Source organism: Cardiobacterium sp. Marseille-Q4385 (assembly GCF_916618745.1).
Lineage (GTDB): Bacteria > Pseudomonadota > Gammaproteobacteria > Cardiobacteriales > Cardiobacteriaceae > Cardiobacterium.
Genome location: NZ_OU745373.1, coordinates 2,093,640 through 2,109,168, shown reverse-complemented (window position 1 = coordinate 2,109,168; position 15,529 = coordinate 2,093,640). Strand labels below are relative to the sequence as shown.

Genomic DNA, 15,529 nt, shown 5'->3' with positions numbered 1-15,529 from the left:
CCGCTTATTTTACGGGAAAGAGAACTCTAGCTATTACTGCTAACGCCCATGAATTATGGACACCAAAATCCGTTGCGGGCTCTTGACAAAGCATATTCCCAAAGAACGGCATAGCTGTATGCGTCATGCAAATAAGGTTTTTATGCGTTGGTTGAATGCTGTATAGAGAGAAAGGCCGGATAACCGCCCGTTTTAGCGCGTTTAATCCATACCCGTTGTATTAGGCGCAAGCCCCGCATTTTGCAGACGCAGACGGATTTCTTCTAACGATAGAATATTGCGCATGCCGATTACAACCGTCCCCATCGCTGCCGCATTTTTGAAAAGGCTGGCAAAGCTAGTGGCACAGAAAATGACATCGTATTGTTCGGCAATATCCTTTGCCTTGACGATCGCGCAGTAATCAATCTTTTCAAAAGGAATTTCGAATTCTTGCAGTACCAACTCTACCTTGTTTTTCATGATGGGACCGGTACTGGTGCCGTGTGCGCAAGTTACGAGAATTTTCATGCGAACTCCTTGATACTCGTCTATCGAGAGTGTTGTATAGCAACAACATAAAGAAAAGCCCCGCAAGCGGGGCTTTTTATAATTGGTGCCTAAGGAGAGACTCGAACTCTCAAGGTGTTACCACCGGCGGATTTTGAATCCGCTGCGTCTACCAATTCCGCCACTCAGGCTAGGCAGGGCGTGCATTATAAAGTTTTTTCTTTTGCTTGCAACGTTTTTACACCCTATTTTGTAAAAGACGGGCATATTTATTGCCATCTTTTTTAGGATGATTTATTTGCCTTTTTTGCCTTTCCCTTTGGCAGAGGCATTAAGAGCATCTTTCAATTTTTTACCTGCTTTGAATGCAGGGGTTGTGCTGGCAGCAATTTGGATTTCTTTGCCCGTTTGCGGGTTACGGCCAGTACGGGCTGCACGTTCACGGGTTTCAAATGTACCAAAGCCAATTAATGTAACTTTCTCGCCTTTCTTCAGGGTTTCGGTCACGCTTTCGAGTACGGCATCCAGTGCTCTACCAGCTTGTGCTTTGGTAATATCCGCAGCGGCAGCAATAGCATCAACTAATTCCGTCTTGTTCATAAATCTACCTTTTTTGTGAGTTTTACAGGATTAGACGGCGCTCTTACTACGCCGACGGCGAAATTCTATACAGTCATAGTGGCGGGGCGCAATCTTTTTTTCACTTTTTTGTTGCGTTTTTACCACGTTAGCGTGGTATTTTTGCTAATTACATGTTTTCATGGACATTATTAAGCCACCTGCTAAGGTGGCTATTTTAGGGCTTTGCTGGTTTTTCTGCCTAGCAACGCACGTTTTTTACGGCCTCAGTGCTAATCGGAGGCGGTTGTTTATGTGTGGCCAACCGCTGGCTAAGGGGAATTTCCGATGCTTCAAAGGCATGTTCAAAGACTTGCTCAATGTGGTTGACCGGAATGATGGTCAGCGCATCCTTGACTTCGTCAGGGATATCGCGCAGGTCTTTGCGGTTTTCTTCCGGAATCAGTACGGTTGTGATGTGACTACGCACGGCGGCCAGCAGTTTTTCTTTTAAACCACCAATGGCCAGCACGCGTCCATGTAGAGTGATTTCACCAGTCATGGCGAGGTCACCACGCACTGGGATTTTGCACAGTGCCGAAAGTAATGCGGTTGCCATGCCGATTCCGGCGCTGGGGCCATCTTTCGGGGTTGCTCCTTCCGGCAGGTGCATATGGATATCGTATTCGTCGTAACGCAGATCGGGCAAATGGGTTTCGAGATAGCTGCGAATGACGGACGATGCAGCCTGAATGGATTCTTTCATCACGTCGCCGAGTTGCCCGGTCAGGTTAAGTTTACCCTTGCCCCGGAAGACGGTTGCCTCGATTTGTAAGGTTTCACCGCCGACGGATGTCCAAGCGAGACCAGTCACACAACCAATTTTGTTGCGCAGGTCATCTTCACTACGGCGGTATTTGGCGACACCGAGGTAATCTTCCAGGTTAGCGCGATCTATGGTGATGCTCTTGATCTCCGGAGTCAGCAGTTTGCGCACACTTTTCCGTGCTAATTTGCCAATTTCCCGCTCAAGATTCCGTACGCCTGCTTCGCGAGTATAGTCTTCGATGATATCGTTGATGACACCGTCTTCCAGCTGGAATTCGTTTTTGTGCAGCCCATGTTCGCGGATCTGGCGCGGCAGGATGTAACGCGTGGCGATTTCGTTTTTTTCGCGGCTGGTATAGCCAGGCAAACGAATGACCTCCATGCGATCCAGCAGCGGGGCTGGAATATTCAGGGTGTTGGCGGTAGCAATGAAGAGTACGCTGGACAGGTCCACGTCGGTCTCCAGATAGTGGTCGCTAAACGCGGAGTTTTGCGCCGGATCAAGGACTTCAAGTAAAGCGGAAGCAGGGTCGCCACGGTGATCCATACCCATTTTATCGATTTCATCCAGCAGGATAAGCGGGTTGTTGCTGCCGAGTTTGCACAATTTCTGCACAATTTTGCCGGGCAGGGAACCTATGTAGGTACGGCGGTGACCGCGTATTTCGGCTTCATCATGTACGCCACCGAGCGAGATGCGATCGAAGTCGCGTCCGGTCGCCTCAGCGATAGATTTACCCAGCGAGGTTTTACCCACACCAGGCGGGCCAACGAGGCAGATAATCGGCCCTTTGCCGTTTCTGTTGCGTTTTTGTACGGCAAGGTAATCGAGGATGCGTTCTTTGACGTCTTTAAGACCGTAATGATCGCGATCAAGAATTTTTTCGGCGCGGGCAATGTCGTACTGACTGCGGCGGCGTTTTGACCACGGGTAATCAATCATCCATTCAAGGTAGTTACGGATGACGTTCGCTTCGGCCGACATGGGCGACATTTGTTTGAGTTTATTCAGCTCGGATAAGGCCTTTTTCTCAGCATCGGCAGACATGCCGGCATCTTTAATAGATTTTTCCAGTTGCTCAACGTCATTTAAGGCGTCTTCCATTTCGCCCAATTCTTTCTGGATGGCCTTGATTTGTTCGTTCAGATAGTACTCGCGCTGGTTGCGTTCCATTTGCTGCTTGACCCGCTTGCGGATTTTGCGGTCAAGGTCAGTTTTTTCGAGTTCTTCTTCCAGAATAATCAGGATGTGCTGTAAGCGTTCGCTGAGAATCACGCTGTCTAGAATAGCGATACGCCGTTCCAGCGTGAGATCCATATGTGCTGCAATGGTATCGGCAATGCGTCCAGGATTATTCAGTTGACGCAGGTTTTGCAGCAGGTCATCCGCGTTTTTATCGTTCTCTTTGAGGAAACGGGTAAATTGTTCGACGGCTGTTTTGGCCATCGCCCGTTGCTCGTCGGTAGCGACATTGTCCACTTCCGGCTGTCCATAATCGCGATAGCTCGCTTGCAGATAGTTGCTATTGTCCTGCCATTGCTCTATTTCAACACGCCGCAGGCCTTCTACGAGCACTTTGACGGTGCCATCAGACAGTTTCGCCATCTGGACGATACGGCCAACCGTGCCGATGGGATGCAGATCGGCAATTTCCGGTTCGCGCACAGTAGCGTCTTTCTGCGGCACCAGCAGCAGTTGTTCCTGGTTTTCTTTGTTAGCAGCTTCCAGGGCGGCAATGGATTTTTCTCTGCCAACGAAGAGCGGCACGATAACGTGCGGGTAAACGACGACGTCGCGCAGTGGCAATACGGGAAGGTTGTTTTCTTGCATCAGGTTTCTTCAGTTCAGGCGGTGGCTTTTTGGTGTGTCTGGGGGGCGCTGCCTTGCAGGATGGTGTCAGCGGTAACGGTCACTTTGTTAATGTCTTTCTGATCAGGCAGGACGAACATGGTATCCAGCAAGGTCTGCTCAACGATGGAACGTAGGCCGCGTGCGCCGGTTTTGCGGCTGATGGCTTTTTGCGCAATGGCTTGCAGCGCTTCTGGCGTAAATTCGAGCGCTACGTCTTCATAACCGAAGATTTTCTCGAATTGGCGCACGATGGCATTTTTCGGCTCAGTCAGGATGTGCACCAGCGCGTCTTCGTCAAGGGTATCCAGCAGGGCGATAATGGGTAGGCGACCGACAAATTCGGGAATCAGACCAAATTTGACCAAGTCTTCCGGCTCAATTTGTTGCAGCAGGCGATTGTTGTTTTCATCCGCCTCCGCTTTGGTATGGACATGGGCACCAAAACCAATACCGCCCTGTTCGGTGCGCTTGGCAATTAGTTTTTCCAACCCGGCAAAAGCTCCACCACAGATAAAGAGGATGTTGCTGGTATTGACGTGGATGAGTTCTTGTTGCGGATGCTTGCGTCCGCCTTGCGGCGGCACGGCAGCAACCGTACCTTCAACCAGTTTGAGCAGGGCTTGTTGTACGCCCTCACCCGATACGTCACGGGTAATAGACAGGTTCTCACTCTTGCGCGCAATTTTGTCGATTTCGTCAATGTAGATGATGCCTTTTTCAGCGCGGGTCACGTCGTTGTCGCAGTTCATCAGCAGTTTTTGCACGATGGTTTCCACGTCTTCACCAACGTAGCCGGCCTCGGTTAAGGCTGTGGCATCGGCGATGGCAAAGGGCACATCAAGGCACTTGGCTAGGGTCTGTGCAAGCAGGGTCTTGCCTGAGCCGGTTGAGCCAATCATCAGGATGTTACTTTTTACGATTTCCACACCATCGTCGGCTTTTTGCTGGTTAAGCAACAGGCGTTTGTAGTGGTTGTACACCGCAACCGCCAGCGCTTTTTTTGCCTGATGCTGGCCGATGATGTAGTCGTCCAGGAAGGCCTTGATTTCCGACGGGGTCGGTAACGGCTTGCCTTCAAATAAGGACGGGGTCTCTGCAGCAGGAGCGCCGTCTTTCAGCATATCACCGCAGAGGGTGATACATTCGTCGCAAATATTGATGCCGTCCGGCCCAGAAATCAGGCGGCGGACTTCGCTATCCGGTTTGTGGCAGAAGGAGCAGCGGTGGTGTTTGTCGGTCATAATTGGCTCCGGAATTCGGGATAAGGCCTTAGGAAGCGGCAAGATCAGTGCGCGAGGTGGTCACATGATCCACCAGGCCGTAATTAACCGCTTCTTCCGCAGAGAGGAAGTTATCGCGGTCGGTATCGCGCTCGATTTTTTCCAGTGGTTGACCGCTGTGCTTGGCCAGTAATTCATTCAAGGTGGCTTTGGTTTTGAGCAGTTCGCGGGCATGGATTTCAATGTCGGATGCCTGTCCACCCAAGCCACCGCTAATCAGCGGTTGGTGAATCATGACGCGGCTGTGCGGCAGGGCATAGCGCTTCCCCTTGGTGCCGGCAGAAAGCAGAAAGGCGCCCATACTCGCCGCTTGGCCGAGACAGAGGGTAGAAACATCGGGTTTAATGAAGTTCATAGTGTCGTAGATGGACATACCGGCTGTGACAGAACCGCCCGGTGAGTTGATGTAAAGGTGAATATCCTGATCCGGGTTTTCCGCTTCAAGGAAAAGCAACTGAGCGACGACTAGGTTGGCCGAGGCATCGTTGACTGGGCCGACGAGAAAAATGACCCGTTCTTTCAGCAGACGAGAATAGATGTCGTAAGAACGTTCACCACGACCAGTCTGTTCGATGACCATCGGGATGAGCAGATTATTTTGAATGTCCATGTGTTTTCTCCTGGAAAAGGCTAGTCCCCGATGTGCGGGTGGTTGATAAAAATTTCAAGGCTGGGATGTAAAGCACGCTTTGAAGCGAGGCAACTAGGCGGTTTCTATGAAGGTGATATCCGTCCAAGCGAGACAAGTGCGCTGTTTTTTAGCGCGACAAGTATGACAGGCAGAAATAAATGAAGGGCAGCCTAAGGCTGCCCTGCGTGTGCGAAATGCTTAACCGCGCTGCTGGCCAAGTGCCATGACTTCCTGGAAGGTTTTTTCTTCCTCGCTGACCTGCGCCTGTTCGTAGAGCTGATCAATCAGTTGTTCTTCAAGAATCGCCGCTTCAAGATTTGTCCGCGCATCGCGGTCGTTATTATAGAAATTGATAACTTCCTGCGGGTCTTCGTAGGTTGTTGCAATGGACTGGATGCGCTCCTCAACGCGGGCTTTATCCAGCTCAGGCTTGCGCTCTTCAAAGAGTTTATTGATTAGCAAACTAAGGCGTACACGGCCACGCGCTGCTTCATCAAAGACTCGGGTCGCCAGTTCTTCACGTGCTTTGGCGTCAGGTATTTGCCGCTCTAATTGCATTTCACGCGCCATACGGGCAATTTCGTTGCGAACCATACCTTCAGCGATGGGCTGTTCGGCATTTTTTTCCAGCAATGCATCAAACATATAGGCGCGACGAATACGCAACATAGCATTTTTCAGCTCACGTGCCATGTTGTCATAAATAGCTTTGCGGAAGGCATTAACATCCCCATCCTTGATACCGAAGGCTTGGATGAAGGTCCCATCCACTTCAGGAAGATTGAGCTGTTCAACTTTTTTGACGGTTGCGGTAAATTGCGCAGTTTTACCAGCCACATCTTTACCGTGATAATCTTCCGGGAAATGGACGTCAAAAGTACGTTCTTCCCCTGCTTTGCCACCTCGCAGCCCCTGTTCGAAATCCGGCAGCATCTGGCCGTTACCGATGATGAAGTTCACGTTTTCACCGCTGCCACCATCAAAGGCGACATCATCGATTCTGCCAACAAAATCTACGGTCACGCGGTCACCGTCTTCTGCAGCCTTATCGGCTTCGACAAAGGTACCTTGCTGACGGCGCAAGGTAGTAATCATGTCATCAACATCTTTATCGCCGATAGTGGTATGCGGCAGGGTAATGCTGATGCTATCTAATCCTTGCACATTCACTTCCGGCATAACCTCGAAAGTAGCGATGTATTTGACCGGCTCGTTAGCCGCCATACCAGAAACCAGTTCAATTTGCGGGGATGCCGCCGGAGCGTAACCGCCATCCTTGATGGCTTCGCGGTAGGTTTCATCAATGATTTCACCAAGGACGTCCTGACGGACACTGTCGCCGTATTTTTGCTTCACGACAGCAGGCGGCACTTTACCGGGACGAAAACCGTCAATCCGGATACGTGGACGGATGTCCTTCAAGCGTTTTTCAACTTCCTGATCCAGCCGTTCCGCCGGAACCTCAACCGTTAATTTATGCGTTAGACCTTCCAAATGTTCAACGGATGATTGCATGCTGTCCTCGATTCAATGTGGCAACAACTGCCAAAAATGTAAGAAAACTGGTGCGAAAGGAGAGACTCGAACTCTCAAGGGTTGCCCCACTGGAACCTAAATCCAGCGCGTCTACCAATTTCGCCACTCTCGCAGTAAAAGAAGCGGCGCATTTAAGCATAGGGTCTGGGGAAATGCAAGGAAGCCTTGCCATGCCTTGCATTGCTTTGTCGGGGCAATTATGGATAATTGCGACGTTTTGTCTTGATAATGAGGCGTTATACCTTGATAAGAAATGATGCAATGGAGGATATCCGTCGTGGTATCGCCGCTTTCCGCCTGTGGCAGGCGTTGGCGAAACAGGATATTCGCCTGAAATACCGCCGTTCTACCCTGGGGCCGTTTTGGATTACATTGAGTATGGCGGTCACGGTGTCGGCTATGGGGCCTTTATATGGGACGCTGTTTGCTATCGATTTGTCGAATTTCGTTCCGCATTTGGCACTGGGCCTGATCTTCTGGGCCTTTATTGCTGGGTCACTGACGGAATATGCCGAGACTTTCACCGCAAACGAACATATCCTCAAACAGTCCTACTTGCCGCTTTCGGCACTGGTGCTGCGGGTGTTTTACCGGCAACTACTGATTCTCCTGCACAATCTCCTGATTTACCCGCTGGTGATGCTTTTCCTTGGTATTCCCGTCAACGGCAATGTCTTCTGGTTGCTGCCCGCCTTCCTGCTGGTTGCGGTCAATATCCTTTGGCTGGGGCTGATCATCGCCATTTTCTGCACCCGTTTCCGCGATATGCTGCCGGTCATCCAGAGTGTCGTGACCCTACTGTTTTTCGTCACACCGATTATCTGGCAGCTGCAACAGCTGCCGCCCACGCGCCTGCATATTGCCCAGATCAACCCGTTCACCTCGCTGATTACGCTGCTACGCGATCCCGTATTGGGACACCGGCCCGCTACCCTCTATTGGCAGGTAGCGGCGGTCTTTGCCGTCGTCGGTTCGCTATTCGCGGTGTGGGTATTCAATCTCACCCGCCGCAAAATCACCTACTGGCTATAAATCATGCGTATCACAGCAGACGACGTCAGCGTCACCTTTCCCGTCTTTGACGCCCATCAGCGTTCTTTCAAAAAAACTTTCTTCAAGGCGGCGGCGGGCGGCGGACTAAACAGCTTCCGCAAAGGCTTTGCCGAAATCGAAGCGCTGAAACACATCAGCCTTGATATCCGCGAAGGTGAACGCGTCGCCCTGGTCGGGCATAACGGTTCCGGGAAAACCACCCTGCTGCGCGTTTTCGCTGGCGTCTATGCGCCATCCAGCGGTCATATTGCCGTCGAAGGCAAAGTGACCAGCCTGCTGGATGCCATGCTCGGCATGGACGGCGAGGCGACGGGTTTTGAAAACATCCGCATGCGCGGTCTCTTTCTTGGCCTTTCGCCGAAAAAGATCGAAAACATCACTGATGAAGTCGTCGAATTCAGCGAACTGGGTGACTTCATCAATATGCCGGTACGTACCTATTCCAGCGGCATGGTGCTGCGTCTGGCCTTTTCCATCTCGACCAGTCTGCAACCGGAAATCCTCCTGATGGATGAATGGATGAGCGTCGGCGATGAAGCGTTCCGCCAAAAAGCCGAGGCACGGCTGATGCGCTTCATCGAACACGCGGGCATCCTCGTCTTTGCCACCCACGACTTCGACCTCGCTAAGCGCCTTTGCAACCGCATGCTCATTCTCGAACACGGCCGCATCGTGCGCGAAGAACACACGGAGAACTCTCATGACCAATAAAAGCATCCTCATCGTCGGTGCCGGCTTTTCCGGCGCCACCATCGCCCGTACCCTCGCCGAAGCAGGATTATCAGTGGATATCATCGACAGCCGCGATCACCTCGCCGGCAACTGCCACAGCGCGCGCGACGCCGAAACCGGCGTGATGGTGCACATCTACGGCCCGCACATCTTCCATACCGATGACAGCGAAGTCTGGGACTTCATCCGGCGCTACGGCACCATGATGCCTTATACCAACCGCGTCAAAAGCACCGTGGGCGGCCAGGTCTATTCCCTGCCGATCAACCTGCACACCATCAACCAGTTCTATGGCAAAACCCTGCGCCCGGCAGAAGCTCGCGCCTTCCTCGCCGAACAAGCGGATAACAGTATCGTCGAGCCGCAGAACTTCGAAGAACAAGCGCTGAAATACGTTGGCCGCGCCCTCTACGAAGCCTTCTTCAAAGGCTACACGCAAAAACAATGGGGCCTCGATCCGCGCACCTTGCCCGCTTCCATCCTCAAGCGCCTGCCGGTGCGCTTCAACTACGACGACAACTACTTCGCGCACCGCTACCAGGGCATGCCGCAAGACGGCTACACCGCCATTGTCGCCGCCATGCTGGATCATCCCAACATCCATCTGCGCCTCAACACCCGCTATCAGCGCAGCGACAGCGCCGCCTACGCCCATACCTTTTACAGTGGCCCGCTGGACGGCTACTTCGACTACCAGCATGGCCGCCTCGACTACCGCACCCTCGATTTCGAGTGCTTCACCGCCACAGGGGACTACCAGGGTACCGCGGTGATGAACTACGGCGACTTGGACGTTCCCTATACCCGCATTACCGAACACAAATACTTCGCCCCGTGGGAAAATCACGACAACACCGTCTGCTACCGCGAATACAGCCGTGCCTGTGGTGAAAACGACCTGCCCTACTACCCCATCCGTCTCACCGCCGCCCAGCCACTGCTGGATACCTACCAGCAAGCGGCGCGCGGCCTTGAGCGCATCACCTTCATCGGACGGCTGGCCACCTACCGTTACCTCGACATGGACATAACCATCCGCGAGGCACTGGACGCTGCGCGCGCCTACCTCGCTGCCCAAACAAACGGCAGCCCCATGCCCGTCTTCCTGCATGACTGATACCGTTCTGATAGACCGCATCCGTACCGCCCTCGCCGGCGAAACCGACATCCGCGAAGTTAACATGTTCGGCGGACTGGCTTTCATGGTGCGCGAACATATCCTTGCTTGCGTCGCCATCGCCAAGAACACCCTGCTACTGCGCGTCGCCCCCGCTGACCATGCCCGCTATCTGCAACAGACGGGCGTCAGTCAGGCAGAAATGGGCGCCGGACGCCGCATGGGGGCAGGCTGGATCAACCTTGCTCATAGCATCATCACCAGCGATGCCGACCTCTACCGCTGGCTGGACATCGCGCTCACCCATAACCGCAGCCTGCCGCCGAAAATACCTCGCAAAAGGGGAAAATCATGAACCTGCACCCTATCACTGCACACATGCCCGAAGAGCGCTTCTGGGGCATTATTGCCACCACCCTTGCTGCTGCCGCCGCCGCAGGCGACGACTCTGACGCCCAGGACAAAGCACAAAACACCTCGCTTACCGCCCTCCTCAGCGAGCTTGACTGGCAGGACATTCTCGCCTTCGAAAACCGCTTTAACGCCCTGCACCGCGCTTCCTATACCAGCCACCTGTGGTGCGCCGCTTACCTTATGTGCGGTGGTTGCTCGGATGATGGCTTTGACTACTTCCGCTACTGGCTCATCTCGCGCGGCGAAGCCGTGTACAAAGCCGCCGTCAGTAACCCTGACAGCCTCGCCGCTATCGCCGATCCGGAAAATGACGACTACGAACGCGAAGACATCGCCTACATCGCCCGCGACATCTTCGCCGAAAAAACCGGCGGCGCAGAAATCTACGAATACCTCTCGCCTGACGAACGCGGCTATCCCGACATCACTTTTGACTGGGAAGAAGACGATCCTGCGACCATGCAGCGCCTCTGCCCCCGCCTGTACGCCATGTTCTGGGAATAACCTGCTCCACCCATGAATATCGCTGCCGTCATCGTCACCCACAACCGCTGCCAAAAACTGCAACACACCCTGGCAGCGACCCTCGCTCAACCCTTTTCCGCCGTCATCGTTGTCGATAACGCCTCAACCGACGGCACCCGCGCCTGGCTCGCAGGGCAACACGACCCGCGCCTGCATCTCATCCTGAGCGAGAAAAACAGCGGCGGTGCGGGCGGCTTCGCCCAGGGCATGACCGCCGCCCTCAGCTACGATCCCGACTGGCTCGTCTGCTATGACGACGACGCCTATCCTGCCCCTGATGCCCTGCAACAACTCGCTGCCCTTGACCTCAGCAATACCGATAGCGCCGCTGCCGCCGTGTATTACCCCGACGGCCGTATCTGTGAAATGAACCGCCCCAGCTACAACCCCTTCTGGCACCCGCGCAAACTGTGGCAGACCGCTCTTGGCCTCATCACCGGCCGCGCCCGCGCCGCCTTCCACCTTGACCACGCCGCCTACGCGCAGAACACTCCCGTCACCATCGATAGCTCATCCTTCGTCGGCTACTTTGTGCGCGCCGACTGGGTGCGGCGTTGCGGCGTGCCTGATGCCGCCCTTTTTATCTACGGCGACGATATCCTCTATACCCTCAGCCTGCGCAAACAGGGCGCGCGCCACGCCTTCCTGCCGACCGTCCGCTTCATCCACGACTGCTCCACCTTCAAGAGTACGCGCCGTGGTTACCACCCCATGTGGAAAGCCTATTACACCTACCGCAACGGCCTGCTCATTTACCGCCTGGCGGCGGGTATCTGGTACTACCCCGTCGCCCTGCTGAAAGCGCTGCTCTGGCTGGCTGCCGTGCGCCATTACCAACATAAACGCCGCTACCTGCGCCTGTGGCGTCAGGCAGTCGGTGACGGCCTGCGCCGCAACCTGCGTCGTGACCCTGCCACCATCATCCGCGACTACCCCGATGACGCGCCAACCGCCCGCTAATCCCGCGCGCAACGGTGCCATGCACTACATGCACTGGCTTGCCAAAACCGTTGACGCCATTCTCATCTACCTCGCCGGTGCCTTTACCTTCTGGGCTTACTTCGGCTACCCCATCTGGCAGTGGGAACGCTATCAGTGGATGACTACCCTGTCCTCGCTTGCCGCCGTGTACCTCTTCAGCGCCGGTGGCGTGTACCGCTCCTGGCGTGGTGCCCTGCGCGGTAGCCTCTTCCTGCGCCTTATGCGTGGCTACACCTACCTCGCCGCCCTCATTGTCGCCTACCTCTACCTCACCAAAGCGGGCCACCATTTCTCGCGCCTGTGGTTCGGCATCTGGTTGAGTACCGCCTGTGCCGCCTGCATCATCACTCGCCTCATCGCCTACGCTCTCCTCAACCGCCTGCGCGGCGCGGGTTATAACACCCGCCACATCGCCCTCATCGGTAGCCAGAACGCCTGTCGCGACATCTACCGCTCCGTGCGCCGTGAACCGCTTTCAGGCTATCGCATCACGCAAATCCGCCTGACCGATGCTGATACCGCTCACTATAACGACATTGACGATATCCGCGCTTACGACCCAACGCACGACGGCGAACCGCCCTGCGACGAAATCTGGATCTGCCTGCCGCTGACAGATGCCAATGCCGTCAGCGAAATCCTGGATACCCTCAAATACAGCACTGCCAACATCCGCTACATCCCCGACCTGCGTAACATCCGCCTTATTAACTACCGTGCCTCCAACCTCGTCGGCCACTATGCACTTGATCTCAGCATCTCTCCAATGCACGGCGGCAAACGCTTTGCCAAATGGCTGGAAGACAAAACCATCGCCATCCTCGCCCTCATCCTGCTTTCGCCGCTACTCATCCTTGTTGCCCTGTGGATACGCGTGACGAGTGGCAGCCCCGTCTTTTACCGGCAGGAACGCGTCGGCTGGAACGGCGACACCTTCAATATCATCAAATACCGCACCATGCCGGTAGACAACGAAAAAAGCGGCAGTACCTGGGGTGGGGCGGCGGAAAAACCCACCATCCCGCTCGGCCGCTGGCTTAGACGTCTGAGCATTGACGAACTGCCGCAATTCTGGAACGTCCTCAAAGGCGAAATGTCTGTAGTCGGCCCGCGTCCGGAACGCCCGCAATACGTCGAACAATTCAAAAGCCAAATCCCCGGTTACATGCAAAAACACATGGTCAAAGCGGGCATAACCGGCTGGGCACAAGTAAACGGCTGGCGCGGCGACACCGACCTCGAAGAGCGCATCAACTACGACCTGTGGTACATCAACAACTGGTCGCTGGCGCTTGACCTGAAAATCATCGCCTTGACCGCCCTGCGCGTCTTCCACGACCGCCACGCACAATAAGACTTACAAAGCGACTACATCCTTTTCATGGACGACGACATCCTGCTCGTGCCGGAAATGATCTACCGCGCCGTCGCTATCGCGCAAATCGCCAAGCCCAAGCGGGTCTTCGGCGGCATGATGCTGGCCTCCATCCGCCTCATCATCCCGTGGAAAAAAGCGGCGTTGAGCAACGGTAAAATCCCGCTGCTTTCGATGGATAACGGCAACTTCCCCATCATCTACCCCTACCAGCAATACTTCCTCTACAACCCGGATGGCAGCACCGGCTACTACTGCACCTACTCCGGCAAAAAGACCCGGGAACTGCTCTGGCAAACCTGGAAAACTGTGCGCCAGGTACGCGCCGCCTACCCGCAAATCGCCGCCTACATGCAGACACAACCCTTTGACGAAGCCTACTGGCAAAGCATCTTCCAGCCACAACTCCGGCAGAACGGAGAAAACCCCTAATCCCCACCACCGGCAGCATCTTTATCCTGCCTGACGGTTCAGGATTGATGCCGTTTGGCAAGCCCAGTATTGACGCCGCTTGACACAAAATCCCTTCCCCCTGCTTGCAGGGGAAGGTGACCAAAGAGCAGAAGGGGGAATAAAAACCTTGTGTTTATCCCGCTTGGTGAGCCCGGATGCCTAGTATTCGTCCCGCTTGGCGGGAGGCCGCGAGCCCTGTGTTTATCCCGCTTGACGCACGTTCGGACTTGAATCCCGCATAAAAAAAGCCCCTTCGTTGAAGGGGCTTTGCTTTGTGATATAGCGGACTCAGTTCTTTTCCTGATCCACCAGGCGGTTCGCTTTTATCCACGGCATCATGTCGCGCAGTTTGGCACCAACGATTTCGATAGGGTGTTCAGCGTTCTGGCGGCGGCGGGCAGTCATGGACGGCGCGCCCACTTTGTATTCGGTGATGAAGCGTTTGGCGTATTCGCCGTTCTGGATGTTGGCGAGGCATTCTTGCATCGCGTAACGGCTTTCCTCGTTGATAACCGCCGGGCCGGTGACGTATTCACCAAATTCGGCGTTATTCGAGATGGAGTAGTTCATGTTGGCGATGCCGCCTTCGTAGATGAGGTCCACGATGAGCTTCATTTCGTGCAGGCATTCGAAGTAGGCCATTTCCGGCGCATAGCCCGCATTAACGAGCGTCTCGAAGCCCGCTTTGATGAGTTCGACCACGCCGCCGCAGAGTACGGCCTGTTCGCCGAAAAGGTCGGTTTCGGTTTCTTCTTTGAAGCTGGTTTCGATGATGCCCGCTTTGCCGCCGCCGTTCGCCACGGCGTAGGCGAGAGCGAGGTCGCGCGCTTTGCCGCTTTTGTCCTGCTCAACCGCGATGAGGTGCGGTACGCCGCCGCCCTGCTGGTAGGTGCTGCGCACGGTGTGGCCGGGCGCTTTCGGCGCAATCATGATGACGTCCAGATCGGCTCTGGGGCTGACTTGTCCGTAGTGGATATTGAAGCCGTGAGCAAAGGCGAGCGCCGCGCCGTTTTTGATGTCCGCTTCGACGTCGCGGTAAACCTCGGCGATGTTTTCATCCGGCAGCAGGATCATGACGATGTCCGCACCTTTAACGGCGTCTTTGACGGGTTTGACGGTAAGTCCGGCATTTACGGCTTTTTTCCAGCTTGCGCCGCCTTCGCGCAGGCCGACGACGACGTTCACGCCGCTTTCTTTGAGGTTGTTGGCATGGGCGTGGCCCTGTGAACCGTAGCCGAGGATAGCGACGGTTTTGCCTTGCAGGACGCTCATGTCCGCATCTTTGTCGTAATAGACTTTCATGGATTCTCCGGTTTTGTGGATAGGTGAAAGGGTGAACTAGGGGGCAGCAGCGCTATTTTTTCTCCAAGAGGAGGGTGTTTTCTGTGCGGCTGATTTCTTCGTATGCGCGCATTTTGATGAGGGTATAGATATCGCCACCGGCAACGACAAGGCTTATGCCGCCTATGACGCTGGATACTACCAACATTATGATTCTGGCGGGTGTCGGGGCTATTAAGGCCATAGTCAGAACCAAGTAACAGTCCAATACGCAAGAAGCATAGTAGATTGTCCATGCAATGGCGCCTATTGACCTCAGTTGAATGGTTTTTTTGGCGAGTTTCCCCTCGATTTCTATTGTCTCTTCGCCATTTTTTAACGCTTCTCTAAGTTCTTCGACTGTGTTCACTGTCGTCATTTTTTT

16 protein-coding genes and 2 tRNA genes are annotated in these 15,529 nt (G+C 54.4%); 8 read left to right on the top strand and 10 right to left on the bottom strand.

All coding sequences use genetic code 11. The annotated features are described in order from the left end of the window. Positions 1-201: 201 nt before the first annotated feature. The 8 genes from LG374_RS10115 to LG374_RS10080 all read right to left on the bottom strand — a co-directional run bounded on the left by LG374_RS10115 (position 202) and on the right by LG374_RS10080 (position 7,286). A complete protein-coding gene (locus LG374_RS10115; protein WP_225757573.1) occupies positions 202-510 on the bottom strand; it encodes a PTS sugar transporter subunit IIB in 309 nt (102 codons plus the stop codon). An 83-nt stretch (positions 511-593) separates the two neighbouring features. Further along, positions 594-680, bottom strand: a tRNA-Leu gene (locus LG374_RS10110). Between the two features lie 103 nt (positions 681-783). After that, positions 784-1,089 (bottom strand): HU family DNA-binding protein, encoded by a 306-nt coding sequence (locus LG374_RS10105; protein ID WP_006985371.1) that lies wholly within the window; start codon positions 1,087-1,089, stop codon positions 784-786. A gap of 220 nt (positions 1,090-1,309) precedes the next feature. Beyond that, a complete protein-coding gene (lon, locus tag LG374_RS10100; protein ID WP_225757572.1) occupies positions 1,310-3,706 on the bottom strand; it encodes an endopeptidase La in 2,397 nt (798 codons plus the stop codon). 14 nt (positions 3,707-3,720) lie between these two features. Further along, complete coding sequence (gene clpX / locus LG374_RS10095; RefSeq protein ID WP_225757571.1) at positions 3,721-4,968, bottom strand: ATP-dependent Clp protease ATP-binding subunit ClpX; 1,248 nt, start codon at positions 4,966-4,968, stop codon at positions 3,721-3,723. A 28-nt stretch (positions 4,969-4,996) separates the two neighbouring features. Continuing rightward, positions 4,997-5,617, bottom strand: coding sequence for an ATP-dependent Clp endopeptidase proteolytic subunit ClpP (gene clpP, locus LG374_RS10090; RefSeq protein WP_225757570.1), 621 nt, complete (start codon positions 5,615-5,617; stop codon positions 4,997-4,999). 219 nt (positions 5,618-5,836) lie between these two features. Beyond that, the gene (gene tig / locus LG374_RS10085) at positions 5,837-7,153 is read right to left on the bottom strand and encodes a trigger factor (protein ID WP_225757569.1); all 1,317 of its coding nucleotides are present in this window, start codon (positions 7,151-7,153) and stop codon (positions 5,837-5,839) included. Positions 7,154-7,201: 48 nt separating this feature from the next. Next, positions 7,202-7,286, bottom strand: a tRNA-Leu gene (locus LG374_RS10080). A 149-nt stretch (positions 7,287-7,435) separates the two neighbouring features. Between LG374_RS10080 and LG374_RS10075 the strand changes: the two genes are divergently transcribed. The 8 genes from LG374_RS10075 to LG374_RS10040 are packed head-to-tail and all read left to right on the top strand — an operon-like array spanning position 7,436 to position 13,803. Then, positions 7,436-8,206 (top strand): ABC transporter permease, encoded by a 771-nt coding sequence (locus tag LG374_RS10075; protein WP_225757568.1) that lies wholly within the window; start codon positions 7,436-7,438, stop codon positions 8,204-8,206. Positions 8,207-8,209: 3 nt separating this feature from the next. Beyond that, entirely contained in the window at positions 8,210-8,938 is a 729-nt protein-coding gene (locus tag LG374_RS10070; protein WP_225757567.1) for an ABC transporter ATP-binding protein, read from the top strand. Further along, positions 8,928-10,076, top strand: coding sequence for a UDP-galactopyranose mutase (glf, locus tag LG374_RS10065; protein ID WP_225757566.1), 1,149 nt, complete (start codon positions 8,928-8,930; stop codon positions 10,074-10,076). The genes LG374_RS10070 and glf overlap by 11 nt, the downstream gene beginning before the upstream one ends. Beyond that, positions 10,069-10,431, top strand: a complete 363-nt coding sequence (locus tag LG374_RS10060) for a TfoX/Sxy family protein (RefSeq protein WP_225757565.1) — start codon at positions 10,069-10,071, stop codon at positions 10,429-10,431. Before glf ends, LG374_RS10060 begins: the two co-directional genes overlap by 8 nt. Beyond that, positions 10,428-10,994 (top strand): DUF4240 domain-containing protein, encoded by a 567-nt coding sequence (locus LG374_RS10055; protein ID WP_225757564.1) that lies wholly within the window; start codon positions 10,428-10,430, stop codon positions 10,992-10,994. The genes LG374_RS10060 and LG374_RS10055 overlap by 4 nt, the downstream gene beginning before the upstream one ends. 12 nt (positions 10,995-11,006) lie before the next feature. After that, positions 11,007-11,975 carry a glycosyltransferase gene (locus LG374_RS10050; RefSeq protein ID WP_225757563.1) on the top strand — a complete coding sequence of 323 codons (969 nt, stop codon included), beginning with the start codon at positions 11,007-11,009 and terminating at the stop codon, positions 11,973-11,975. After that, a complete protein-coding gene (locus tag LG374_RS10045; protein WP_225757562.1) occupies positions 11,920-13,350 on the top strand; it encodes an undecaprenyl-phosphate glucose phosphotransferase in 1,431 nt (476 codons plus the stop codon). The genes LG374_RS10050 and LG374_RS10045 overlap by 56 nt, the downstream gene beginning before the upstream one ends. 27 nt (positions 13,351-13,377) lie before the next feature. After that, a complete protein-coding gene (locus LG374_RS10040) occupies positions 13,378-13,803 on the top strand; it encodes a hypothetical protein (RefSeq protein WP_225757561.1) in 426 nt (141 codons plus the stop codon). Between the two features lie 309 nt (positions 13,804-14,112). Here LG374_RS10040 and ilvC read toward each other — a convergent pair whose 3' ends face one another. Together ilvC and LG374_RS10030 are read right to left on the bottom strand one after the other, a co-directional pair. Next, complete coding sequence (gene ilvC / locus LG374_RS10035; protein WP_225757560.1) at positions 14,113-15,126, bottom strand: ketol-acid reductoisomerase; 1,014 nt, start codon at positions 15,124-15,126, stop codon at positions 14,113-14,115. 52 nt (positions 15,127-15,178) lie between these two features. After that, complete coding sequence (locus LG374_RS10030) at positions 15,179-15,523, bottom strand: hypothetical protein (protein ID WP_225757559.1); 345 nt, start codon at positions 15,521-15,523, stop codon at positions 15,179-15,181. Positions 15,524-15,529: the final 6 nt, after the last annotated feature.